This window comes from Cellulosimicrobium arenosum, from assembly GCF_014837295.1.
GTDB lineage: Bacteria > Actinomycetota > Actinomycetes > Actinomycetales > Cellulomonadaceae > Cellulosimicrobium > Cellulosimicrobium arenosum.
In genome coordinates this window covers 279027-299557 of sequence record NZ_JACYHB010000001.1, presented here as the reverse complement: position 1 = coordinate 299557, position 20531 = coordinate 279027, and the positions used below count along the sequence as shown (strand labels likewise).

The 20531-nt window shown below is 70.1% G+C and carries 25 protein-coding genes and 1 tRNA gene; 3 read left to right on the top strand and 23 right to left on the bottom strand.

The window, feature by feature from the left end; translation table 11 throughout:
- Nucleotides 1–154: 154 nt before the first annotated feature.
- The gene (locus IF651_RS01360; protein WP_191827274.1) at nucleotides 155–1180 is read right to left on the bottom strand and encodes a 6-phosphofructokinase; all 1026 of its coding nucleotides are present in this window, start codon (nucleotides 1178–1180) and stop codon (nucleotides 155–157) included.
- A 154-nt stretch (nucleotides 1181–1334) separates the two neighbouring features.
- On the opposite strand from IF651_RS01360, the gene IF651_RS01355 reads away from it, so the two are divergent.
- Nucleotides 1335–2186 carry a class I SAM-dependent methyltransferase gene (locus IF651_RS01355; protein ID WP_191827273.1) on the top strand — a complete coding sequence of 284 codons (852 nt, stop codon included), beginning with the start codon at nucleotides 1335–1337 and terminating at the stop codon, nucleotides 2184–2186.
- A gap of 40 nt (nucleotides 2187–2226) precedes the next feature.
- On the opposite strand, the gene polA is transcribed toward IF651_RS01355, so the two are convergent.
- On the bottom strand, nucleotides 2227–4932 hold the full coding sequence (polA, locus tag IF651_RS01350; protein WP_191827272.1) for a DNA polymerase I: 2706 nt from the start codon (nucleotides 4930–4932) through the stop codon (nucleotides 2227–2229).
- Here polA and IF651_RS01345 point away from each other — a divergent pair.
- Nucleotides 4931–5392, top strand: coding sequence for a hotdog fold thioesterase (locus IF651_RS01345; RefSeq protein ID WP_191827271.1), 462 nt, complete (start codon nucleotides 4931–4933; stop codon nucleotides 5390–5392). The two genes, polA and IF651_RS01345, sit on opposite strands and share 2 nt — an antisense overlap.
- A gap of 50 nt (nucleotides 5393–5442) precedes the next feature.
- Here the strand turns inward: IF651_RS01345 and IF651_RS01340 are convergent, their stop codons facing one another.
- Both IF651_RS01340 and IF651_RS01335 read right to left on the bottom strand, forming a co-directional pair.
- Complete coding sequence (locus IF651_RS01340; RefSeq protein WP_191827270.1) at nucleotides 5443–6108, bottom strand: GNAT family N-acetyltransferase; 666 nt, start codon at nucleotides 6106–6108, stop codon at nucleotides 5443–5445.
- Nucleotides 6109–6307: 199 nt separating this feature from the next.
- Nucleotides 6308–7000: an ANTAR domain-containing response regulator gene (locus tag IF651_RS01335; RefSeq protein ID WP_191827269.1), complete on the bottom strand. Its 693-nt coding sequence runs from the start codon at nucleotides 6998–7000 to the stop codon at nucleotides 6308–6310.
- A gap of 117 nt (nucleotides 7001–7117) precedes the next feature.
- Here IF651_RS01335 and IF651_RS01330 point away from each other — a divergent pair.
- A tRNA-Leu gene (locus IF651_RS01330) sits at nucleotides 7118–7191 on the top strand.
- A gap of 45 nt (nucleotides 7192–7236) precedes the next feature.
- Here the strand turns inward: IF651_RS01330 and IF651_RS01325 are convergent.
- The 19 genes from IF651_RS01325 to IF651_RS01235 form a co-directional block, all read right to left on the bottom strand.
- Entirely contained in the window at nucleotides 7237–7575 is a 339-nt protein-coding gene (locus IF651_RS01325; RefSeq protein WP_191827268.1) for a hypothetical protein, read from the bottom strand.
- Nucleotides 7572–8039, bottom strand: a complete 468-nt coding sequence (locus IF651_RS01320; protein WP_191827267.1) for a hypothetical protein — start codon at nucleotides 8037–8039, stop codon at nucleotides 7572–7574. Before IF651_RS01320 ends, IF651_RS01325 begins: the two co-directional genes overlap by 4 nt.
- 2 nt (nucleotides 8040–8041) lie before the next feature.
- Nucleotides 8042–8950 carry a tail fiber domain-containing protein gene (locus IF651_RS01315; RefSeq protein WP_191827266.1) on the bottom strand — a complete coding sequence of 303 codons (909 nt, stop codon included), beginning with the start codon at nucleotides 8948–8950 and terminating at the stop codon, nucleotides 8042–8044.
- A 3-nt stretch (nucleotides 8951–8953) separates the two neighbouring features.
- A complete protein-coding gene (locus IF651_RS01310) occupies nucleotides 8954–10183 on the bottom strand; it encodes a hypothetical protein (protein WP_191827265.1) in 1230 nt (409 codons plus the stop codon).
- A complete protein-coding gene (locus tag IF651_RS01305) occupies nucleotides 10180–10536 on the bottom strand; it encodes a hypothetical protein (RefSeq protein ID WP_191827264.1) in 357 nt (118 codons plus the stop codon). The genes IF651_RS01310 and IF651_RS01305 overlap by 4 nt, the downstream gene beginning before the upstream one ends.
- A gap of 9 nt (nucleotides 10537–10545) precedes the next feature.
- Complete coding sequence (locus IF651_RS01300) at nucleotides 10546–11982, bottom strand: hypothetical protein (RefSeq protein WP_191827263.1); 1437 nt, start codon at nucleotides 11980–11982, stop codon at nucleotides 10546–10548.
- 1 nt (nucleotide 11983) lies between these two features.
- Nucleotides 11984–12490: a hypothetical protein gene (locus tag IF651_RS01295; RefSeq protein ID WP_191827262.1), complete on the bottom strand. Its 507-nt coding sequence runs from the start codon at nucleotides 12488–12490 to the stop codon at nucleotides 11984–11986.
- 3 nt (nucleotides 12491–12493) lie between these two features.
- Nucleotides 12494–12910, bottom strand: a complete 417-nt coding sequence (locus IF651_RS01290; protein WP_191827261.1) for a hypothetical protein — start codon at nucleotides 12908–12910, stop codon at nucleotides 12494–12496.
- Between the two features lie 4 nt (nucleotides 12911–12914).
- Nucleotides 12915–13286: a hypothetical protein gene (locus tag IF651_RS01285; protein WP_191827260.1), complete on the bottom strand. Its 372-nt coding sequence runs from the start codon at nucleotides 13284–13286 to the stop codon at nucleotides 12915–12917.
- Nucleotides 13283–13633, bottom strand: a complete 351-nt coding sequence (locus IF651_RS01280) for a hypothetical protein (RefSeq protein ID WP_191827259.1) — start codon at nucleotides 13631–13633, stop codon at nucleotides 13283–13285. Before IF651_RS01280 ends, IF651_RS01285 begins: the two co-directional genes overlap by 4 nt.
- Before the next feature lie 2 nt (nucleotides 13634–13635).
- Nucleotides 13636–15117 (bottom strand): phage major capsid protein, encoded by a 1482-nt coding sequence (locus IF651_RS01275; RefSeq protein WP_191827258.1) that lies wholly within the window; start codon nucleotides 15115–15117, stop codon nucleotides 13636–13638.
- Nucleotides 15114–15272, bottom strand: coding sequence for a hypothetical protein (locus IF651_RS01270; protein WP_191827257.1), 159 nt, complete (start codon nucleotides 15270–15272; stop codon nucleotides 15114–15116). Before IF651_RS01270 ends, IF651_RS01275 begins: the two co-directional genes overlap by 4 nt.
- Nucleotide 15273: 1 nt before the next feature.
- Nucleotides 15274–16326 (bottom strand): phage portal protein, encoded by a 1053-nt coding sequence (locus IF651_RS01265; protein WP_191827256.1) that lies wholly within the window; start codon nucleotides 16324–16326, stop codon nucleotides 15274–15276.
- A 143-nt stretch (nucleotides 16327–16469) separates the two neighbouring features.
- Complete coding sequence (locus tag IF651_RS01260; RefSeq protein ID WP_191827255.1) at nucleotides 16470–17912, bottom strand: hypothetical protein; 1443 nt, start codon at nucleotides 17910–17912, stop codon at nucleotides 16470–16472.
- Between the two features lie 463 nt (nucleotides 17913–18375).
- Nucleotides 18376–18717, bottom strand: coding sequence for a hypothetical protein (locus IF651_RS01255; RefSeq protein ID WP_191827254.1), 342 nt, complete (start codon nucleotides 18715–18717; stop codon nucleotides 18376–18378).
- Nucleotides 18714–19172: a hypothetical protein gene (locus tag IF651_RS01250; protein WP_191827253.1), complete on the bottom strand. Its 459-nt coding sequence runs from the start codon at nucleotides 19170–19172 to the stop codon at nucleotides 18714–18716. Before IF651_RS01250 ends, IF651_RS01255 begins: the two co-directional genes overlap by 4 nt.
- A gap of 11 nt (nucleotides 19173–19183) precedes the next feature.
- Nucleotides 19184–20032, bottom strand: coding sequence for a helix-turn-helix domain-containing protein (locus tag IF651_RS01245; protein WP_191827252.1), 849 nt, complete (start codon nucleotides 20030–20032; stop codon nucleotides 19184–19186).
- Nucleotides 20029–20184 (bottom strand): hypothetical protein, encoded by a 156-nt coding sequence (locus IF651_RS01240; RefSeq protein WP_191827251.1) that lies wholly within the window; start codon nucleotides 20182–20184, stop codon nucleotides 20029–20031. The genes IF651_RS01245 and IF651_RS01240 overlap by 4 nt, the downstream gene beginning before the upstream one ends.
- Nucleotides 20181–20378 carry a helix-turn-helix domain-containing protein gene (locus IF651_RS01235; protein ID WP_241744014.1) on the bottom strand — a complete coding sequence of 66 codons (198 nt, stop codon included), beginning with the start codon at nucleotides 20376–20378 and terminating at the stop codon, nucleotides 20181–20183. Before IF651_RS01235 ends, IF651_RS01240 begins: the two co-directional genes overlap by 4 nt.
- Between the last annotated feature and the right edge of the window lie 153 nt (nucleotides 20379–20531).

The following is a 20531-nucleotide window of genomic DNA, read 5'->3' as shown; positions in this document are numbered from 1 at the left end:
ATGCTCCGATGCGGACAGGGAAGTCGGGGGACAAGGGATGTGTGGGCGCAAGGCACCGCCGTCCATCGTACGCGTGCAACCGCGCGACGGCAACGCCGTGCGCGCGCGACCGCGGGCCGGCCGGCGGCACGCCCCGAGAGGCCCGACGGGAAGGTCAGGCGAGCGCCTTCGCGACGCGCAACATCTCGTCCGGGACCCGCTTCGGCCGACCCGCGACGTCGGCGAGGGGCACCAGCTCGATCCGCTCCGCCCTCAGCGCGGTCATCACCCCGGTCGTCCCCGCGCCCACCGCGTCGACGGCCGCCACGCCGAACCTGCTGCCGAGGATCCGGTCGGTCGGCGTCGGCTCGCCGCCACGCTGGACATGACCCAGCACGGTCAGCCGCGTGTCGAAGCCGGTGCGCTCCGCGATCTCCGCGCTCACGCGGTCCCCGACGGAGCCCGCCACGATCTCGCCGAACCTCCCGAGCTGCTGGGTGAAGCTCATCGAGGACCCCGCGCGCGGCACGGCGCCCTCGGCGACGACCACGATGGAGAAGTTCGCGTGCGCCCGGTGCCGGTGCCGCAGGAACTTCACCACCTGCTCGATGTCGAACGGCTCCTCGGGCGCGAGCACCACCTCCGCGCCGCCCGCGATCCCCGCGTTGACCGCGATCCACCCGGCGTGGCGACCCATCACCTCGACGACCATCACGCGGTTGTGGCTCTCCGCCGTGGTGTGGACGCGGTCGATCGCCTCCGTCGCGATGTTGACCGCGGTGTGGAACCCGATCGACAGGTCCGTGCCCTCGACGTCGTTGTCTATCGTCTTGGGGATCGCGACGATCGGAACGCCCGCCTCGCCGACCTGGCTCGCCGCGTGCAGCGTGCCGTCGCCGCCGATGCAGATCAGCGCGTCGAGACGCTCGGCCTCGAACGTCGTCAGGACGGCGTCCATGCTGCCGTCCTCCGTGCTCGGGTGGAAGCGGGCCGTGCCGAGGAGCGTTCCCCCGACGGGCAGCACGTTGCGGATGTCCTGGCGCCCGAGCGGGTGCACGTCCCCGTCGACGACGCCGCGCCACCCGTTGCGGAACCCGATGACGGTGTGCCCGTACTCCCCCGTCGCCTGCTTGACCACGGCGCGGATCGCCGCGTTGAGCCCGGGGCAGTCCCCGCCGCCCGTGAGAAGTCCGATGCGCATCTGGTCCTCCGTGTCGTCGCCCGCGCAGCTCCGGCACGACGGGAGGCGCTGCCCCCGCGGCGCCGCGTTCGGCACCAACCCTAGTCAGACAGGACGCCCCGGTCGCGCACCGTCCTGCCATCCGGTCGTCGACGGCGTGGCACACAATGTCCGGATGACCTCCTCGCTCCCGTCGGACGGCTCCGGACCTCCCCCGAGTGCGCTGGGGCGGACGGCGCACGCGGGCTACCACGACGTGCCCGACGCCGAGGGAGGCCGTGCGGGGCGGTCGTGGTGGGACGCGAACGCCGAGGAGTACACCGGGGAGCACGGCGACTTCCTCGGCGCCGCCGACTTCTGCTGGTGCCCCGAGGGCCTGCGCGAGAAGGACGCGCGCCTGCTCGGAGAGGTCACCGGGCGCAGGGTCCTCGAGGTCGGCGCCGGCGGGGCGCAGTGCTCACGGTGGCTGGTGGGGCAGGGCGCGCACGTCGTGGCGACCGACGTGTCGGCAGGCATGCTCGACGTGGCGGCGGCGCTCGACCGCAAGACGGGTGCGCGCGTCCCGCTCGTCCAGGCCGACGCCCGGAGCCTTCCGTTCGCCGACGGCACGTTCGACGCCGCGTTCACGTCGTTCGGCGCGATCCCCTTCGTGCCGGACGCCGCGCGCATCCATCGCGAGGTCGCGCGCGTGCTGCGCCCCGGCGGGACGTGGACCTTCTCGGTGACGCACCCGGTGCGGTGGTCGTTCCCCGACGACCCGAGCCTGCGCGGCCTCACCGCCGACAGGTCCTACTTCGACCGTCGGCCCTACGTGGAGACCGACGCCGCCGGGCACGTCGTGTACGCGGAGTACCACCGCACGCTCGGGGACCACGTGCGCGACGTCGTGGCCGCGGGACTCGCGCTGACCGGAGTCGTCGAGCCGGCGTGGCCCGCCGACAACGCGCAGGTGTGGGGCGGTTGGGGGCCCGTGCGGGGCGCCTACCTACCGGGCACCGCCATCTTCCGCACCTACCGGCCGGACTGAGTCGCGCCGTCGGCCGAGATCCGCCGCGGTTCCGAGCGGCTCAGTGACCGGCATCGTGCCAGGTCGCGCCCACGCCCACCGACACGTCCAGCGGCACGTCGAGCTGCGCCGCCGCACCCATCTCGGCGCGCAGCAGCTCCTCGACGGTGTCTCGCTCCCCCGGCGCGACCTCGACCACGAGCTCGTCGTGCACCTGGAGCAGGAGCCGGGAGCGCAGTGCACGCTCGTCCAGGACGTGCTGGACGCGGAGCATCGCGACCTTGACGAGGTCCGCCGCGCTCCCCTGGATCGGCGCGTTGAGCGCCATGCGCTCGGCCATCTGGCGCCGCTGGCGGTTGTCGCTCGTGAGGTCGGGCAGGTAACGGCGGCGACCGAGGATGGTCGCGGTGTACCCGGTGGCCCGCGCCTCGTCCACCACGCCGGTCAGGTAGTCGCGCACGCCGCCGAAACGCTCGAAGTAGTCGTCCATGAGCTTCTGCGCCTCGCCGACCTCGATCGTCAGCTGCTGCGACAGCCCGAACGCCGAGAGCCCGTACGCGAGCCCGTAGGACATGGCCTTGATCTTCGAGCGCATCGCCGCGGTGACCTCGGTGGCCGGGACCTCGAACACGCGCGACCCGACGTAGCTGTGCAGGTCCTCGCCGGAGCGGAACGCCTCGATGAGCCCCTCGTCGCCGGACAGGTGCGCCATGATCCGCATCTCGATCTGGCTGTAGTCCGCCGTCAGGAGGGTCTCGTAGCCCTCCCCCACGACGAACGCCCGGCGGATCCGCCGACCCGCCTCGGTGCGGATCGGGATGTTCTGCAGGTTCGGGTCCGTCGAGCTCAGCCGGCCCGTCGCGGCGATCGTCTGCTGGAAGGTGGTGTGGATGCGACCGTCCTCCGCCACCGACTTGAGGAGCCCCTCGACGGTCTGGCGCAGCCGCGACGCGTCGCGGTGCGCGAGGAGGTGCTCGAGGAAGGGGTGCTGCGTCTTGACGAAGAGATCAGCGAGGGACGCGGCGTCCGTCGTGTACCCCGTCTTGATCTTCTTCGTCTTCGGCATGCCGAGCTGGTCGAACAGCACCTCCTGCAGCTGCTTCGGCGACCCGAGGTTCACCTCACGACCGATCACGGAGTACGCCTCGGACGCAGCCGTGGCGACCAGGTCGCCGAAGTGCTGCTCGAGCTCGCGCAGGTACTCGACGTCGGCGGCGATCCCGCGCTGCTCCATCCGCGCGAGAACGCCCGCGAGCGGTAGCTCGAGATCGCCGAGCAGCCCCGTGGCGCCCCGGTCCGCGAGCTCTCCCGCGAGCACGTCGGCCAGCTGCGCCACCGCGAGCGCGCGCACGGCCTCCCGCTCCCGCTCGCCACCACCGTCGAGGGAGAGGTCGAGCGCTCCCTGCGCGTCGCCGCCCGCCTCGGTGTCCGCGCGCAGCTCACGGTGCAGGTGACGCACCACGAGGTCGCCCAGGTCGTAGCCGCGCTGATCGGGATGGCACAGGTAGGCCGCGAGCTCGGTGTCGAACGCGACGCCCGCCAGGGTGTAGCCCCGCGCGGTGAGCTCGTGCCACGCGGCCTTGGCACCGTGCACGATCTTCGGCCGGCTGGCGTCCGACAGCCAGGCGGCGAGCGCCTCGTCGTCGGCCGAGCCGAGGTCGGCGAGCTCGAACGCGACGGCGGAACCCGCGTCGTCGGACACAGCCAGGGCCCAGGCGTCGCCGCCTCCCGGGACGGCCTTGCCTGAGACCTCCACGCCCAGACGCCGCTCGCCGTGCGCCGCGAGCCAGGTCCCCAGCCCGCCGGGCAGGACGTCGGCGAGCTCGACCTCGAAGCCCGCCTCGGTCTCGACCTCGCCCTCGGGGGCGATCGCGAAGAGCCGTTCGCGCAGGGCCCGGAACTCGAGCGCGTCGAACACGCGGTGCACCGCCTCGCGGTCCCACGGCTGGGCGATCAGGTCGTCCGGCCCCAGCGGGAGCTCCAGGTCACGCAGCAACGCGTTGAGCTGCCGGTTGGTACGGACCTGCTCGAGGTGCGCGCGCAGGTTCTCGCCGGCCTTCCCCTTGACCTCGTCCGCGCGCTCGAGCAGCGACTCCAGCCCGTCGTAGGCGGTGATCCACTTGGCCGCCGTCTTGGGACCGACGCCCGGGATGCCGGGAAGGTTGTCGGACGTCTCGCCGACGAGCGCGGCGAGCTCCGGGTACCGCTCGGGCGGGACGCCGTACTTCCCGAGCACCGCGTCCGGGTCCATGCGCGCGAGCTCCGAGACGCCCTTCTTCGGGTAGAGCACGGTGACGTCCGGGCCGACGAGCTGGAAGGAGTCGCGGTCCCCCGAGCAGACGAGGACCTCCATCCCGGCCGCCGCACCCTGCGTCGCGAGGGTCGCGAAGATGTCGTCGGCCTCGTAGCCCTCACGCTCGAGCGTCGGGATCCGCAGGGTCTCGAGGATCTCCTTGATCAGGGGCACCTGGCCGCGGAAGGGCTCGGGCGTCGACTCGCGCGTGCCCTTGTAGCTCGGCAGGATCTCGGTGCGGAACGACCGGCGCCCGACGTCGAACGCGACGGCGACGTGCGTCGGCTCCTCGTCCCGCAGGAGGTTGATGAGCATCGACGTGAACCCGTAGACGGCGTTCGTGTGCTGACCCGTCGTCGTCGAGAAGTTCTCGGCCGGGAGCGCGAAGAACGCGCGGTAGGCCATCGAGTGGCCGTCGATGAGCAGCAGTCGAGGTCGCGCGGAGGTCGTCACGGATGCCAACCTATCGCCCATGACCGACACGCACGGAGCCGACGACGCCCGCACCCCGCCTCCCGCCACCGGCTCCCCGGACCGGGCCGCCGACGCGCTGCCGCTCGACCTCGACGGCACCCTGCTGGAGCGGATGGGCATCGAGCTCGGCGAGCTCACGGCGGCTCGAGCCACCGGGCGCATGCCCGTCGCGGGCAACACCCAGCCTGCCGGTCTGCTCCACGGCGGTGCTTCGGTGGTGCTCGCCGAGACGCTCGGGTCGATCGCCGCGCAGCTGCACGGTGGCCGGACGCGCGCGGCGGTGGGGATCGAGATCAACGCGACGCACCACCGCGCGGTACGTCAGGGCTGGGTCCACGGCGAGGCACGCGCGCTCCACACCGGGCGCACCACGGTGAGCTACGAGATCGTCGTGTCCGACGACGACGGGCGGCGCGTGTGCACCGCTCGCCTGACGTGCATGCTCCTCGACGTGCCCTGAGGCCGCGTGCGCCCTCGGTCGGGGCGCCCGAGTCGAGCGCCCGAGGGGTGTCAGCCCGGCAGGCTCTCCGGTTGGGGGTCGGCGGGTGCGGCGGCGGCGCGACGCCCGAGCTCCGCCTGGAACTCCCGCAGGTCGACCGGGCCGCTGAGCCCCTCGGTGCGTGCGCGGCGACGTCGCGCGATGAGGTCCTCCAGGGAGCGAGCACCCTTGCGCGAGGGCACCAGGTCCGCAGCGAGACGACGTTGCAGGACCGCGGTCGACACGACGCGATGGCCCGCGACCGGGGCGAAACCGAGCCGAGCCAGGAAGCGCTGCACACCGCGCGAGCCCGGGATCGGGACGGAGTAGACCTGCGTGGCACCGGCGTCGGCAGCGACGTCGGCGGTCGCGCTCAGCAGCGCGTGCCCCACGCCTCGGCGGCGCGCGTCCTGCCCGACGTACACGGCCTCGACGTAGAGGCTCGGCTCGTCGGCGAACAGATGGGGCTCGAGGACCCGCGCGAGGACGAACCCGACCGGCCGGCCCTCGACGAGGGCGACGAGGACGTTGCCGCCGGGCAGGGCGAGAAGGACGGAGAGATGACGCACGAGCCGGTCGGACTCCGGCGCGCACAGCTGGGCGCCGGTCGCCGACTCGAGACGAGCCTCCGAGCACAACGACGCGATCGCGACGAGGTCGTCGCCGACCGCGGGCCGGACTTCCACTACGTGGCGCATCGACATCCTCCTCAACAGTTCGCGCTGAACGCGTCGCACCGACGCGGCACACCCACCCGCGCCGTCGTGCGTTGTCCTGCCCGGCGAGCTGATCGCTGCACGGAGCCCACCGGAGAATCTGGACGCTGGTCCAAGACCATAGCGCCCCGCAAATGCTCCTGACAAAGGTCCAGTTCAGCGCACCGGACGAGGACGCCGGTCAGGCTCCGCCGACCTGCTCGATCACGGCGTCCGCGACCTCGCGCATCGTGAGGCGGCGGTCCATCGAGGTCTTCTGGATCCAGCGGAACGACTCGGGCTCGCTCAGACCCATCTTGGTCATGAGCAGGCCCTTTGCCCGGTCGACGCGCTTGCGCGTCTCGAACCGCTCCGCGAGGTCCGCGACCTCGGACTCGAGCGCACTGATCTGCGAGTACCGGGAGATCGCGATCTCGAGGGCGGGGAGCAGGTCGGCCGGCGTGAACGGCTTGACCACGTAGGCCATGGCGCCGGCGTCGCGGGCCCGCTCGACGAGCTCGGCCTGGGAGAAGGCCGTGAGGAGGACGACCGGCGCCGCGTGGGCCTTGCCGATGCGCTCGGCCGCCGAGATGCCGTCGAGCTCGGGCATCTTGACGTCCATGACCACCACGTCGGGCTTGAGCTCGAGCGCGAGCCGGACAGCGGTCTCGCCGTCCCCGGCCTCACCGACGACGTCGAAGCCCGACTCCCGGAGCGTCTCGACGACGTCGAGGCGGATCAGTGCCTCGTCCTCGGCGACCACCGCCGTGCGCCGGGGTCGGCCGCCGGGCGCCACGGGCTCCTTCTTCGCCTCGGGCTCCGGCTCGATCATCGGTGGCAGCTCGAGCGGCTGCTTGTCCTCGGGCTGCGCTGTCTCGTCACTCACGTCACTCATCGTAGTGGGCCCGGGTCGGTGTCGCCCCCGCGTTTCGACACGACGTGGTGTGATTCTCGTTCCACCGTCGCATGTGGTTCGATGGAGCTCGCGCGTCGCGAGCTCGTCGGCGCGCCGGCCCCGGTAGCCCAACCGGCAGAGGCGTTCGGCTCAAACCCGATCCAGTGTGGGTTCGAATCCCACCCGGGGCACCCCTGTGACCTGCGAGAACATCACGGCGTGGAACCTACGTGGAACTAGCGCCTACGGAAGATCCCCCGAGGCTTGGCCTCCAGGGCCTCCAGACGGCGGTCCAACTCCACGTCCCGCTCCTCCGCGTACTTGACGTGCTCCCCGAGCGTCGACTGGATCTCCTGCACCGCTGCCTCCGTCCGGTTCGTCGAGTCCCTCATGGACTTGCCTGAGTTCGGGTTCACCTCGTGCCGCACGTCCTCGATCAACGCCTTCGTGGAACGCGAGTTGATCCACGCCAGGACACCCGGCCAGACGAGGACGCACAGGATGATGACGACGGCCACGAGCGCCTGGGGCCAGGTGAGGACCTGCGTGGGGTCCGGGAGGTCTGCGGGAGTCACGACGTCACCGTGTAGATGATGGAGAACTGAGCGCTGGCCGCCGACGCCCCAGGAGGGTTGACGAGCCCCACGGAGCCCTCAGCGCGCACGAGCGCAGACCCGGTCAGGTTCCCCGCGAGGTAGGCCGTACCCCACCGGGCGGTCCCCGTCGGCCGGAGCGCCTCGGGGACGCCTTCCGTGTCGACGATGTAGGTGTTGGTGTTCGCAGGGAAGGGGCCGCTCACGTAGCCCGTGATCTCCACGACGTCCCCGACGCGCCGCGCGTTCAGTTCACTGACCACCGTGATCCCGTCCGAGGGCGTGAGGTCGAACCTGCCGGTGTCCGGGGTGAGCCCGTCCACGCGCACGTTGACGTCCGATACCGCGTCAGAGGTCGAGGTGGCCAGGAGGTTCAGGAGGTCCGAGGCGGTCGCCTCCGCGTCCGTCTCCTCGTACTGCCAGATGCCGTTGGAGTCGATGGGCATGGTTAGACCTCCTCGGTCTCGGTGGGGTTCTCCAGGGCGTCCAGGCGCGCGCTGAGTGCCTTGATCTGCGCGGCCTGCGCCTTCACGACCGACAGGAGCGCGACTCCGAGTTGGTCGTAGCGGATGCCGTCGATCTTGTCGGCGTACCACGTCACGATCTCCGGGAGGCCCGCGTCGTGGACGTCCTCCGCGATGAGGCCGAACTCCCGCACGCCCTGAGGGTCGTTCTGGTGCTGGTACGTGACGGGCTGGAGCGACAAGACCACCTCGGGGTCGATGTCGTGCGCCTCGATCTCCGACTTGTAGCGACGCGAGGACGTGGCGCGACCGATGAGGCGGTCCCCGTCCATCCACATCGCGTAGCGCGACCCGCCTGCCTGCCGCGAGTAGGCGCCACTGGTCACCCGGTCGGCCTCGTCGAAGTCCACCGAAGAGTCGATCTTGTCGGCGGTCACGGCCCCATCCACGAGTTGCCCCGTGTTCACGGTCTCGTAGGCCAACTTCCCGGGCTCGATGCCGCCGTTGGGGATGAGCCCGCCGTAGATCGCTCCCAGGCCGATCTGGTCGGTGCCGATGGCGCGCCCGTCGATGTGGTTGGTGTCGACAGAGTTGGAGGCGAGTTCGGACGAGCCGACCGCGTTAGCCGCGATGTTCCCCGCCGTGATCGTGTTGGACGCGATCTTGGCACCCGTCACGGCGTCGTTCACGAGTTGCGCGGTGTCCACGCTCCCGGTCGCGGCCGGGTACGTGGCGGGCTTGTCGCTGATCTTGGACCACGGGTGCCCGCCGTTGGTCATGTGGTTGCCGAGTTCGTCGCCCCGGATGTTGTCGTTGTCGTATCCCTGCCGCGCGTCCTGCGTGCTCGCGAAGACCGCGAGACCTGCCGCCGATGCGGCGTCTCCGTTGGCCAAGGCTCAGCCCTCCTCTTCCTCGTTGGTCCACTCAAGTTCGTCCCACGACATGCCCTCAGGGATGTCCTCCCACGCCCAGCCCAGGGGCATGAGCACCCAGGCGGACTCTGGAGTGTCTGTGAGGTCGCGCGACCGGACCCGCATCTCGTCGGCCCCGAAGTTCCACGAGACGTTCGTGGTGATGCCGGTCTGAATCGGGGCGTCGTCGAGGTTCACCGTGAGCGCCTGCCCCGGTGTCGCCTCGGGGTTCGCCACCGACAAGATCGACTCGATACGCCCTCGGCCCCGTGCGCGGTCGAGGATCGACCGTGCACCCCCAGGGCCTGGGTAGCGGCGGTCGTACGTGAGGGACTTGACCCGCGTCGCCTCGCCGTCCTGCGCCGTGTCGTACCGGACCTGCTCATCCCCTGCCGAGTTGGTCCACCGGTACGTGACCACGACCGCGTCGAACCACTGCTCATCACGGGAGATGTCGTCCTGGAGGAACTTGGCGTTGGAGCCGCTGAACGTGAGCGCCTGCCCCGTCGGGTACAGGGGCTTGGTGAGGTGCCAGTCCCGGCCCTCGTCGCAGTACAGGCGCATCCCTGCGGCGTCCACAAGGGGCTTCACGTAGTCCCATGCCACCTGGCCGGGCTCCCACCCTGCCGAGTCCGCCTCCAGGGCGGCGTCCGGCACCTCCAAGGCGGCGGTGGCGCCGATGGCGGACAGGACGAGCGCCACGGCCCCGTAGACGGTCGACGTGACGGGGAAGGCCGTTGTGGTGTCGACGCGGGCGAGGTCGAGGAGGAGCGCCTCGTCAGAGGCGAGGTCGATGTCCACCGTGCCCCGCTCGTAGTTCACGGACCGTGCCCGCACCCCGAGGTCGAGGCGGCGGGTGCGCGACGCACGCGAGCCCGTGGAGTTGAAGGGCGAGGAGTAGCGACCCGTCCACTCCGACAGGGGTGCACCGTTGAGGTCGGCCGTCCACGCGGCGGTCGACGAGCCGGACCCTGCCGTGAGGTCCGCGATGGTGAACGCGGACCCGAAGCGCTGGGACATGGTGATGCGCACCCGAGCCCCGAGGCGGGGGTCCAGGGCGTCGAGGATCGCCGGGTCGCTCGGCAGAGGGATCGTGACCCCCGCCTGCGCGTAGGGGGTCCAGGACTCGTCGAGGGTGACCATGCCCTCCTCGGGCGAGACCCGGTAGTCCGTGCCGACGATCTCGACCGTGTAGACGAGGCGGGAGACGGTCACGGGAGCACCTCCGCGTAGTCGACCGTTACGGTCCAGCGGTTGTGCTCGGGGTCCCAGGACGAGCCGATACGCCCTGTCGCCACGTAGAACATGTCCGCCGTGGGCTCCTCGTCGGAGGTGAGGGTGAGGAGGCCGAACGTGCGGTGGATGTCCTCGACGTCGACCGCGAGCGCGCGCGTGAGGCAGAACATCGTCAGGGTGCCGGTCCTCAGGCCCACAGGGCGGAGCGTGATGTCCGGGTCCGAGCGGTCCAGGACGGTGTGGACGATGGTCCGGGCCTCGCGCTCGTAGGAGTAGTCGAGGACGAGAGTTGGTATGACGACGGTCGTACCGTCCGTGATGGTCGTGGACACGTCCGCCTCCTAGATCGCGTACTGGCCGTAGCGCTTGTACTCGACCGCGATGGTCGTGGAGCGTCGGCGGGTGAGTTCGTTGAGCCGTGCCCAGGCGGAGGCGTCGTCAAGGTAGACCTTGACTGGCACGTCCTTGCCGTCGATGTCCTCAATCTTCTTCTGGGTGTCCTTGGCGCTGCCCTCGTCCGTGACCTCGACCACCTTGCCGTCCGGCATGACCTCGATGTTCTTGGTCACGCCGTCGATGGTCACGGCTAGCTTCTGCGTCTCGCCGGTCTCCAGTGCCCGCGCCTTGGCGATCCGGATGGACTCCTCGGCCGCGAGGTTGTCGGTCTCGATCTTCCCCTGCGCCGCGATGTCGGCGGCGTCGATCGCGTCCGCGTTGTTCTTGTACGAGTCGCTGACGTAGCCCAGGCCGTCGTTCACTTCCCCCAGGGCCACGTTGGTCTCGTCCTGGAGTTCGTTGAAGTGCTCGGTCGTGAGGCTGCCCTTCAACATCGACTCACGGGCCGTCTCCAGGGTGCTGTTCAGCCCCTCGACCTTCCTGGCCCCTGCCTCCTGCACCGCGTTCAGCGCCTCCTGATCCCCGGCCAGCGCGCGCACGACGAGGGCCTGGGATACGCCGATCTCGGTAGCCTTCTCGGCCGAGGCGTTCCGCTTCTCCGTGTCCTTCCAGATCTCATCTGTGTTCGCCTGGATCGTGAGTTCCCGGCCCATCTCCGACCCGGCCTCCACGATGTTGTCGAAGGCGGTAGTGAGCGTCTCCTCGAACTGCTCGGCGGTCTCCTGCGCGTCCTCGATGAACGGCCCCGCGAACGCCTGGACCACGGCGGCCCCCGCGACACCGGCAGCGGCCCCTACAGGCCCCCCCAGCGTGCCCACGCTGACCATCGTGTCCGTGAGGCCGTCCAGGATCGTCTCGGCGTCCTCGGAGTCGAACCCGTCCTTGAAGCCTCGCGCGACCTCCGCGCCCGCCTCGGCCATGTTGGAGACCAACTCGGCCTTGAGGTCGGCCTTGAACACGTCGTCCGCCGTGATGGCGTTGTCCTCGAAGGCGTCCCCAACGCTCTTGGCAGCCTTCTCGCTGGAGGTCTTGACCGTGTCCTCGACCTTGGTGAGGGCGTCGCGGAACTTGCCCTCCAGGTCGCCCGCGCTCTTGCCGGCCTCGTCGGTGCCGTCCGTGAGGTCGCGCTTGATCGCCTCCCCCGCGTCGGTGGCGTCGTCCTCGATCTTGTCGAAGGCGTCCCCGGCAGCCTTGGCCGCGTCGTCGGCAGCGTCCTCGTACGTGCCCCACGCGGCGGCGGTGTCGTCGATGCTCTTGGACCCGTCGCGCTCCATGTCCGCGAGTGCGGAGGACAGGTCGTCGACCGCCTCGGCGGCCTCGTCGGTGCCCTTCTTGAACCCGGAGGTGTCGGCACCGATCTCGAAGTTGAACCCGGAGGCCATGTCAGTCCCCCTTCAGGGCCTTGAACGTGAGGTAGACGGCGGTCTGGGACCACAGGGACGCGACACGAGGCAGCACCTCGTCCACGGCGGGGTACAGGACGCGGCCCTTGGCGTTGCGCGAGGGCACCTGCTTGCGGGTGCGACGGAGCACGATGTGGGAGCCCCCGTTGCGCGAGCGGCGGCGGTAGCGGGTCTTCACGCCCTTGGCCTTGGTACCGAACTCCCACGACTTCCAGTCGTAGGCGGGCACGAGGCCCCCGCTGAACGCCCGCTTGGACGAGGCCGCGACAAGCCGGGGCTTGGCCCCTGTGGCGACGCGGGTGCCCTTGGCGAGGATGCGCGTGTCCTGCCCTGTGCGGGCGTGAGCCTCGACGGCTCCCTTCCACACGGGGTTGACGACGGTGCGGGTCTGCGCGTTGATCTCGCGCCGCAGGTCCCGGTCAACGTTCCGGAGTGCGGTGGCGGCTAGACGCGCCTCCCGCACTCCGGAGACGTTGACTCGACCCATCGGTCAGGCTGCCGGGACGAGGACGGGCTTGTCGGACCCGAGCGTCACGGAGGTGGTCGCGTAGGTGTTGACGGTGCCGCCGATGGCGCCGGGCGTGATGGCCACGTTGGCGGTGAACGAGGGGCCGGAGCCGCTGCGGGGTGCGAACTCCATCTCCACGGTCTCGCCCTCGTGCTCGAACAGGTACCGGGAGAGGCTGTCCGTCGTCTCCCAGTCCTGCACGTAGTTCAGGACGGCGGTCCACGTCGCGATGGCGGCGTCCGTGTGCGTGTTCAGTCCCAGGCCGGTCCACGTGATCGTGGACGAGGACGGGGTGAACGTGACCGCGTCGACGTGCTTGCGGTAGTCGTCGCCCGTCTCCCCACCGATGATGAGGATCACGTCCTTGAGGACGAGGGGCTGGACCTCGATGACTGCCATGTTGCTACTCCTCCGAGTCGTCGCTCTTGGCGAGCGGGTACGTGATGTTCACCTGGTAGGCGTGGTGCTTCTCAGCGATGACCACGCGCTCGGCACCGAGGCCGATGTTGGGGATGCCGTCCAGCACCCCGAGGGTGACGAGGAGGCCGTCCTCCAGGAAGTCCTCCGCTGCCTCGTAGTCCTGGAAGGGGGCCACGAGCGTGATCGTGCACGTGGCGCTCCAGAGGCCCTGGGACGGCCCCTGGTCGACCCGCGACATCTCGACCGAGACGGTGGGCTTGGTGAGGTTCCCGAGGTCGCGGGCGAACGGCAGGACCGTCCACTCGGCGGGGAGGGCCTCGGTCAGGAAGGCGACGATCTGAGTACGTGCACTCACGAGACCACCGGGACCCCTCGCTCGGGCCGCAGGAGGGCCTTCACGGTCCAGTCCATCGGGAACACGGTGACGGTGTAGCCGTCCGGCCCCTGCGTGTCCTGGTCACCCGACGTGAGGGATCGCCACACGGCACGGGCCTGCATGACCTGCGCCTGGACGAGCCGCGCCGGGATGACGGTGCCGACGACGGCCGGAGCGAACTCCACGCACTGCTCGTAGGCCGTCTGGAGGTAGCCCGTGAGTTCGTCGTCCGGCATCGCCTGGGCGTCGGACCACTGTGAGCGGGCGTCCTCCAGGGAGGCCCAGCCGTCGTACGGCTGGACCTCCCAGGCGGTGGGCTCGCTCATGCTCAGCCCTCGTCGGGCGTCACGAGGGCGAGACCCTCGGCGTCGTGGATGTTCGTGGCGTAGTACCCGAAGAGCCCCGCGTCGATGCCGCCGTTGGCGACGTCCACGGCCTCGACCCGGATGGGCGAGCCGGAGAGTTCGTGCACGGTCGCGGCGGACTTGGTGCCGACGAGCACGGCGTCCGTGACGACGGTGGACGGCTGGATGCGGAAGCCTCCCGTGGAGCCCTCCTCGAACCCGAGCGCGGAGTTGAGGTACTCCAGGGTCTTGTCCCGGGGGGTGAGGAGCATCCCCTTCCAGAGGTTGAGCGGCACGAGCGCGAACGTCGGCATGGTGTCCGTCGCGGCGAGGACGGCGAGCGCCCCGTCCACGATGTACGACAGGCCCGTGGGGACGTCCGTGGGCACGGCGTCGGCCGTGACGTCCGTGGCGACCGCGAGGATGTCGGCTGCGACCGAGGTGTCCGAGACGCGGGCGTAGGACTCGGTCATCGCAGCGAAGTACGCGGCGAAGAACTCGGCGTCGTTGAAGTCGCGGAACTTGCGGTCGATGTCGTGCGCCCCGGCGATGCGCTCGGCGGAGATGGAGACCTGCTCGGTCTCGACCGCGTTGGACGGCACGGCGGTCTTGTTGCCCGCGTAAGCCGCGACGGCGGGGCGGGTCACCCAGCGCCAGCCCTGCACGTTGTAGGACGTGAGGTTGGCGTGGTTGAACAGCGGCACGATCTTGCGCTCGTACGCCTTGCCGTCCCAGAGTTCGCCGACGTACTGCGGCTGCTCCTGACCGAGGATGTCGCCCGGCACGATGTCCGACAGCGCGGCGGTCAGGCCCTTGGTGCCACCGGTCTTGTGGGCGTTCGCCATGAGGCGGAACAGGTCGTTGGGGGTCTTCGGCCCGGTGTTCTCGTTGCGGCGCGCGGCCAGGCTCCCAGCGGGGACGGTGGCCGTCGTGTTCTCGGTCTCGGTAGGCACGTCGGCCTCCTCCTCTGTGTTGTTCGCCTCGGGCTCGGTGCCCTCGGTGTCGTGCTGGTCCTCGGTCTCGTCCTCGATCTCGCCCGCGTCGGACGCGACGAGGAGGGCGGACGGGAAGGCGGGCGTGGTGACGAACCCGGCCCCGGTGAGCGCCCCCGAGAGGAGGCGTCCTGCGCGGATGACGGGGTTGTCGATCTCGACGGAGATGCCGGTGCGCAGGCCCTCGGCTGCCTCCACGAGGAGGTCGTTGCCTGCGGTGGTCTCCGCGACATGGAACCCGGCACGGAGGCCGTCGTCCTCCTCGCGGAGGTACGCGGACTTGGCGACGGGCCGGGTGCCGTCGTGCTCCATGTTCGCCACGATCTCGTCCGGCACGTCGAGGGTGCCTGCGGACGCGGTGACGCGGCCTGCGGAGGTGCGCCCCTCTTCCCCGTAGGGCAGGAGGAGGTACTCCAGGACACGGTCTGCGGCGTTCGCCTTGAGGAGGCGACCCTGTGCCTTGATGGTGCTCATGCGGTGGCCTCCTGCTCGGGGGTCGGCTCGGGCTTGGGTGCGCGCGCCTTGCGCGCCTTCTCGACGGTCCGCGTGACGTGGCCGGTCTCGTCCTGCCGGTAGACGGCCTGGACTCCTCCGGGGCGGTCCACGCGGTGGATGATCTTGGAAGCCATGTCAGTCCTCGGTGGGCGTCGGGCCGCTGGGCTGCGGCGTGCGGGTGAAGTACGAGAGATCGAAGGCCACGCGCTGGCCGCGAGGGACGGCGTCGTCCATCGAGAGGCGGGCCTCGATGGCGGAGGCCCAGTACGTGAGCGTGTAGTCCAGGAGTTCGTTCCGTGCGCCCTCCTGTGTCGAGTACGTGAGCGACGCGGTGGCGGTGGAGCCCTCCAGGAGCGATGCCGGGACGGACATGTAGTTCGCGAAGTCCAGGCGGGAGGCGTTGCGCCCCTGGATGTAGAGGTCGGTGGCGACTTCTCCGTGAGTCCGGACGTCGATCTCGGCGGGCGTGATGGCGGTTCCGCCACCGTTCTCCCGCGCGTCGTTCCAGGACGCGAGGAGGTTGTCGGACTCCTCCTGGGAGAGTTGCTTGTTGGCGTCGTTGATGTGGAGTTCCACCATCGGCACGGGGGCCTTCACCCGAGAGGACCACGCCTTGGTCGTGTCGCGCGCTGCGCGGATGTCCTCGGAGGCGATGTCCAGGAGGCCGTCCTGTGGTCCCTCGAAGTACAGGACCTCGTCCCGGTTCACGGGCTTGCCGTACACGAGGATGCGGCCGTCCGGGTCGATCTCCCACCACTCGGGCGGGACACGGAGGGCGTCCGTGATCTGGCCCTGCGCCCCGCGCTCCACGGTCCACAGGGACGTCCCACCGAACAGGAGGTCGTCCAGGGTCCAGAGCATCCGCACGTACGGGGACTCGGCCGTGTTCGTCCGGTACAGCCACGCGGGCTGGGCGGAGAGCCGCTCGGCGTTCTTGTACGCCACGAGGGGCTGACGGGAGAGCGTGCCGCAGATGAGGCCGCGACCCTTGGCGATGGCGGGGACGCGCATGGCCTCGGCGCGGGTGACGCGAGAGTAGGACCCGCCGAAGACGTCGCTCCAGACGATGGACTGGAGGGAGCCGGTGCTCCACGGGGAGGCGATGGCCTCGGGGGTGGACTGAGGACGGCCGTTCGCGCCTCCGTACTCCAGGAGGCTGCTCACGCGCTTGAACGGGTTCCATGCCACGTACTGATTCTGACAGATGAGACCTGATCTGTCAGGTAGATGCTGACGTCGATGCGCTCGTGTGTCAGATACCTAGCCGGCCTCGGGGCACAGGAAGGCCCCCGCACCCTTGGGATGCGGGGGCCACTTCTCCTGGTAGGAGCCTACGACGAGCGTGCGACAGCGATCCGGAGCCGTCCCGACTCGGCAGGCAGGGCGTCGTACTGCGCGAGCGCCAGGGAGGCCGCGACGAGAGGCGAGGCGTCGGCGGTGGACCTGCGGCGACCGAAGAGCCGTCCACCCTCCGAGGAGCGCCACGAGGCCCCCTCCGCCGCACCCGTGAGGCTGCCCTGGGAGTAGTGCCGCAGGCGTCCGTCCGTCAGGTGCGAGACGACGCCCTGAGCGGCTGCCTGGACGTCGTGCATCCCGAGCCGCACGAGGTTCACTCCCCTCTTGCGCTCGATCTCCTGGGCGGGTCCGTGGTTCGCGCCGATGCCGTCGTACGCGACCGGGAGCCGGTACTTGGTCGCGATGGCGTGGACGACGTCCGCGAGCCAGGAGACGCCCGCGCGGTGCTCGATGACCCCGAGGTGCGCCACCCCGTCCTCGTCCCTCCACGCTGCGCACAGGGCAGCGGAGGAGCCGTCTGGCGCGACGTCGAACGCGAGGCCGAACCTCTTGATGTCCTCCAGGCTCGGCAGCGGCGTCAGGGCGGAGGCTGCCCAGGCGTCGAGGTCGATGGCGGAGGTCGAGGCGTCCGGAGGCCACTGGCCCGCGTACTCGGCCGCGAAGTCGAGGACGGACATGCCCTCGAACCGCTCCTCCATGATGTCCAGGTCCGTGAGGCCGGAGCGCAGGCCCGGGTGCACCTCCTGGAGGAGGTCGAGGTCCAGGGAGCCGTCCTCGTGCGTGATGGAGCGCGAGTCCCCGATGGTGAAGTCCACGAGGCCCCACCGCGCCCTGCCTGCGTGACCCTTCACGAGGCCGTCCCACAGGAGACCCGCACGAGTCGGCCCCGGCGTGCCGATGATCCACACCTGTCCCTGCGGTCGGGTGTCCATCGTCGGGAAGGCACCCGCGCGGAGTTCGGCCGCGAGTTCGGGAGCGATGTGACCCGACTCCTCGAAGATGAGGAGGTCAGCGGCCTGCGAACGGTACGACAGCGGGGACGGCGTGACAGGGCGCCAGGTAGAGCCGTTCTCCCACGTCAGCACCTCCGAGCCGTTCGCGATGCGCGCCTTGTACGGGCGGGAGCCCTCGTCCACGGAGGCGTAGTGCGCGTCCAGGAGTTGCACCACCTCACGCCACATCCGACGCGCGATGTCGCCCGTCTGCGCGGTGGACATCACCCGGTAGCCCGGTGTCGCGACCATGCGACCGAGCGCAACGCACGAGGTGCTCGTGGTCTTGGCCGATCGACGCGGCACCTGGATCGGGACGTACCGGTACAGGGGACGATCCTCCTCGTTCCTCGCCTCCACCACGCCCGCGATGACGTAGCCCTGGGGAGTCGTGTCGAACCCGAGGAGTTCAGACCCCACCTCGTACGCCGTCACGTCCGGCATCACCGGGAAGTCCGAGACCGCCAGGCACTCCCACTTGGTCACCCCGTTCAGAGAGGGAAAGAAAGGGGAAAGCGGGTCGGGTTCTGAGGTCTGACTCAAAACGTCGGTGTTGATGGTCTCGGTCACCATGTGAGTCCTTCTCCTTCCTGCATGAGGCTGACTGAGTCGGCGCTGGATGGTGCGCTGGACTTGGTGGTTCCTCGCCTAGCTTGGTTGCGCTGGGCCTTGACCTTCCCGCCACTCGCGTCGCTGCATGAGCGGTGCGAGACCCACTGATTCGAGAGGTCGCGCTCGTTCCCTCCGAGGGCTCGGGGCACGATGTGTTCGACCACCCAGCGCTGGGCTGGCAGGACGGGGCGTCGGCACTGCCAGCACGCCAGGGGCAGGCGGGCCTTCCATCGCGCTCGTGCCTCTGTGACGGTCCATCCTGACCATCCGGGGGTCGATGCCCCGGAACGGGGCCTACGCCTGCGAGAGGCCCCGTTCCGTGCGCCTCGTGGGGTGCTCACGATGGGTCGCCGTAGCACTCGACCGTGTAGGTGGCGTCGAGGATGCCAAGGTCGTCCTGTGTGCGGTCGGAGAACCGGACGACGGCGTAGGCGCTGATGCCGTCATGGAACGCGCACTCCTGGACCTGCGTGTCCCAGCCTCCCCACTCGGGGTGTAGCGCGAGGGGGATCGCGGCGGACGTGGCCGTGGTGGTCGGCTCGGTGCTCGTGGTGGGCTCGGGCTCGGCCAGCGGCTCGGGTGCGGGTCGACCGAGGAGCGCGAAGACGAGCGCGATGGACAGGGCGATGACGAGGACGTAGGCGATGGCCTCGGGCGTGGTGACTCGGCGGGTGCTCATGCGGCCACCTTCTCGCGTCGGTCGAGTTCGATGTGGTGCGCTCGGCAGAGCGGTGCGTACTCCGAGGGGCAGACGCGAGGGCAGCGGGTGCCGATGCCTCCGGGGCCTGCCACCTCCTCGTCGCATCCGAGGTATGCCCAGTCGTGCGCGTCGTTCGGGCACTCGTTGTCGTCGCCTGCGCAGAGGTACGTGGACGCGCTGCCCATCCGCTCACGGAGCGCGGCGTGGGCGACGTAGTACCCGGCGTAGGTCCCGTCCGTGCGGCGGGTGTACGGGTGCGCCTTGTGGTCTCCGCACCCTGCCGTGGTGCCGTCTCGGAGGTACGAGCCGCGCACGATGACGGATGCCCCGCAGGTGCACGTGCAGAGGTAGTACGCCTTGCGGTGACGGTTGTCGGTTCGCGCCTGGACGGTGAGGGTGCCGAACTTCTTACCCGTGATGTCGATGGTCTGCATGGTCTTGATCCTTACTTCTCGTACCAGGGGGTGGGCTTGTACTCGTGGACGTGGTTCTCGACGTAGGAGCGCCAGAACCCGTGGACGCGGCGGTGGTCGCGTGATGTGCGGTCGGTTGCCGCGAGGGCGAAGTCTGGGGGCCTTGGGAGGTCCGCGAGCGTGTCCAGCGCTTCACGGGTGAGCCGCTTCACTCCGGGCTTGTCCACCTTGCCCAGGTCGGGGAAGTCGACCAGGGCGTCCTCGAACTCCCGGGTGGTGGGCCTCCAGTCGTCGGCTGCGAGTCTCGGCCTCTCATACCCCGCGACGGCCTGCGTGGTGTCGAAGAGCGGGGCCGTGACGGATGTGGGCGGCTCGGGCTTCTCATCCGTCACGGCCTCCTCCTCCCTAGACCTAGTACCTACTGGAGGAGATGAGATGGAAGAGGAGATGGAAGAGGTACTGGTTGTGTCCGCCTCCCGGACAGGGTCCTGTCCGCCTCCCGGACCACCCCCTGTCCGCCTCCCGGACCGGTCCGCCTCCCGGACAGGGGGGCTGTCCGCCTCCCGGACAGGGTCGGGGATGACGAGCCGGTATCTGGTCCGCTCGTGCGACTTCATCGCGGCCTCGGTCGATGGGCGGTCGCGCACGACCCAGCCCTTGGCCTCCAGGGTGTTCAGGTGATCCGCCACGGAGGTCTTGCCCAACCCGGCGTCCCTCGCGAGACGCCCCAGGGACGGGCTGAACTCGGCAGGGATCGTGAGGTCCGGGTCAACCCTCGTCGCGAGGACGAGGCCCACGAGCCGGGCGGTGCTCGGGATCGTCGGCTTGTCGGCCGCGAGGAGTGCGCGCTCCCACTCGAAGCGGCGCGTCTCCGCGTTCACTCGCCCGGTCCGTCCTTGCGCAGGATCTGGGCGACGAGGGCGACGGAGACGACGATGCCCAGGACTCCCGCAGGCGCCCAGCCGATGGCGAGGAAGGCACCTCCGAGGCTGGCTGGCAGCACGGTCACCGCGACCACTGCGAGGCGCATCATCGGGTCACCTCGCCACGGCGGAGGAAGTCCTCGACGGAGGCGGTCTCGATGCGGATGATCTGCGTGCCCAACTTGGTCGCGTGGAGGTAGCCACGGCCGATGTAGCGGTCCACGGTCCGGGGCGTGACCCCGAGGAGGTCGGCGGTCTCGCGTCGAGACATCCACTTGGGGGTGGCGGGGGCGGTAGCGTTCATCACAGGGGCCTCCTTGTGGCCTCTAGGCCCGGTCCGTGCTCACCTGCCAGGGAGTCGCACGGGCCGGGCTGTTTCTGCTTATCACCGGCTGTCTACCGGCATGAATGAAACGTAGACCCAAGGAATCCGTACACGGAAATAGCAATATCGAAG

What these genes read in the sequence shown, in the direction of transcription:
- IF651_RS01360 (WP_191827274.1), bottom strand. Translation starts at nt 1,180, where the DNA reads ATGCGCATCGGACTTCTCACGGGCGGCGGGGACTGCCCCGGGCTCAAC.
- IF651_RS01355 (WP_191827273.1), top strand. Translation starts at nt 1,335, where the DNA reads ATGACCTCCTCGCTCCCGTCGGACGGCTCCGGACCTCCCCCGAGTGCG.
- IF651_RS01345 (WP_191827271.1), top strand. Translation starts at nt 4,931, where the DNA reads ATGACCGACACGCACGGAGCCGACGACGCCCGCACCCCGCCTCCCGCC.
- polA (WP_191827272.1), bottom strand. Translation starts at nt 4,932, where the DNA reads ATGGGCGATAGGTTGGCATCCGTGACGACCTCCGCGCGACCTCGACTG.
- IF651_RS01340 (WP_191827270.1), bottom strand. Translation starts at nt 6,108, where the DNA reads ATGCGCCACGTAGTGGAAGTCCGGCCCGCGGTCGGCGACGACCTCGTC.
- IF651_RS01335 (WP_191827269.1), bottom strand. Translation starts at nt 7,000, where the DNA reads ATGAGTGACGTGAGTGACGAGACAGCGCAGCCCGAGGACAAGCAGCCG.
- IF651_RS01320 (WP_191827267.1), bottom strand. Translation starts at nt 8,039, where the DNA reads ATGCCCATCGACTCCAACGGCATCTGGCAGTACGAGGAGACGGACGCG.
- IF651_RS01300 (WP_191827263.1), bottom strand. Translation starts at nt 11,982, where the DNA reads ATGGCCTCCGGGTTCAACTTCGAGATCGGTGCCGACACCTCCGGGTTC.
- IF651_RS01295 (WP_191827262.1), bottom strand. Translation starts at nt 12,490, where the DNA reads ATGGGTCGAGTCAACGTCTCCGGAGTGCGGGAGGCGCGTCTAGCCGCC.
- IF651_RS01290 (WP_191827261.1), bottom strand. Translation starts at nt 12,910, where the DNA reads ATGGCAGTCATCGAGGTCCAGCCCCTCGTCCTCAAGGACGTGATCCTC.
- IF651_RS01280 (WP_191827259.1), bottom strand. Translation starts at nt 13,633, where the DNA reads ATGAGCGAGCCCACCGCCTGGGAGGTCCAGCCGTACGACGGCTGGGCC.
- IF651_RS01275 (WP_191827258.1), bottom strand. Translation starts at nt 15,117, where the DNA reads ATGAGCACCATCAAGGCACAGGGTCGCCTCCTCAAGGCGAACGCCGCA.
- IF651_RS01270 (WP_191827257.1), bottom strand. Translation starts at nt 15,272, where the DNA reads ATGGCTTCCAAGATCATCCACCGCGTGGACCGCCCCGGAGGAGTCCAG.
- IF651_RS01255 (WP_191827254.1), bottom strand. Translation starts at nt 18,717, where the DNA reads ATGAGCACCCGCCGAGTCACCACGCCCGAGGCCATCGCCTACGTCCTC.
- IF651_RS01250 (WP_191827253.1), bottom strand. Translation starts at nt 19,172, where the DNA reads ATGCAGACCATCGACATCACGGGTAAGAAGTTCGGCACCCTCACCGTC.
- IF651_RS01240 (WP_191827251.1), bottom strand. Translation starts at nt 20,184, where the DNA reads ATGATGCGCCTCGCAGTGGTCGCGGTGACCGTGCTGCCAGCCAGCCTC.
- IF651_RS01235 (WP_241744014.1), bottom strand. Translation starts at nt 20,378, where the DNA reads ATGAACGCTACCGCCCCCGCCACCCCCAAGTGGATGTCTCGACGCGAG.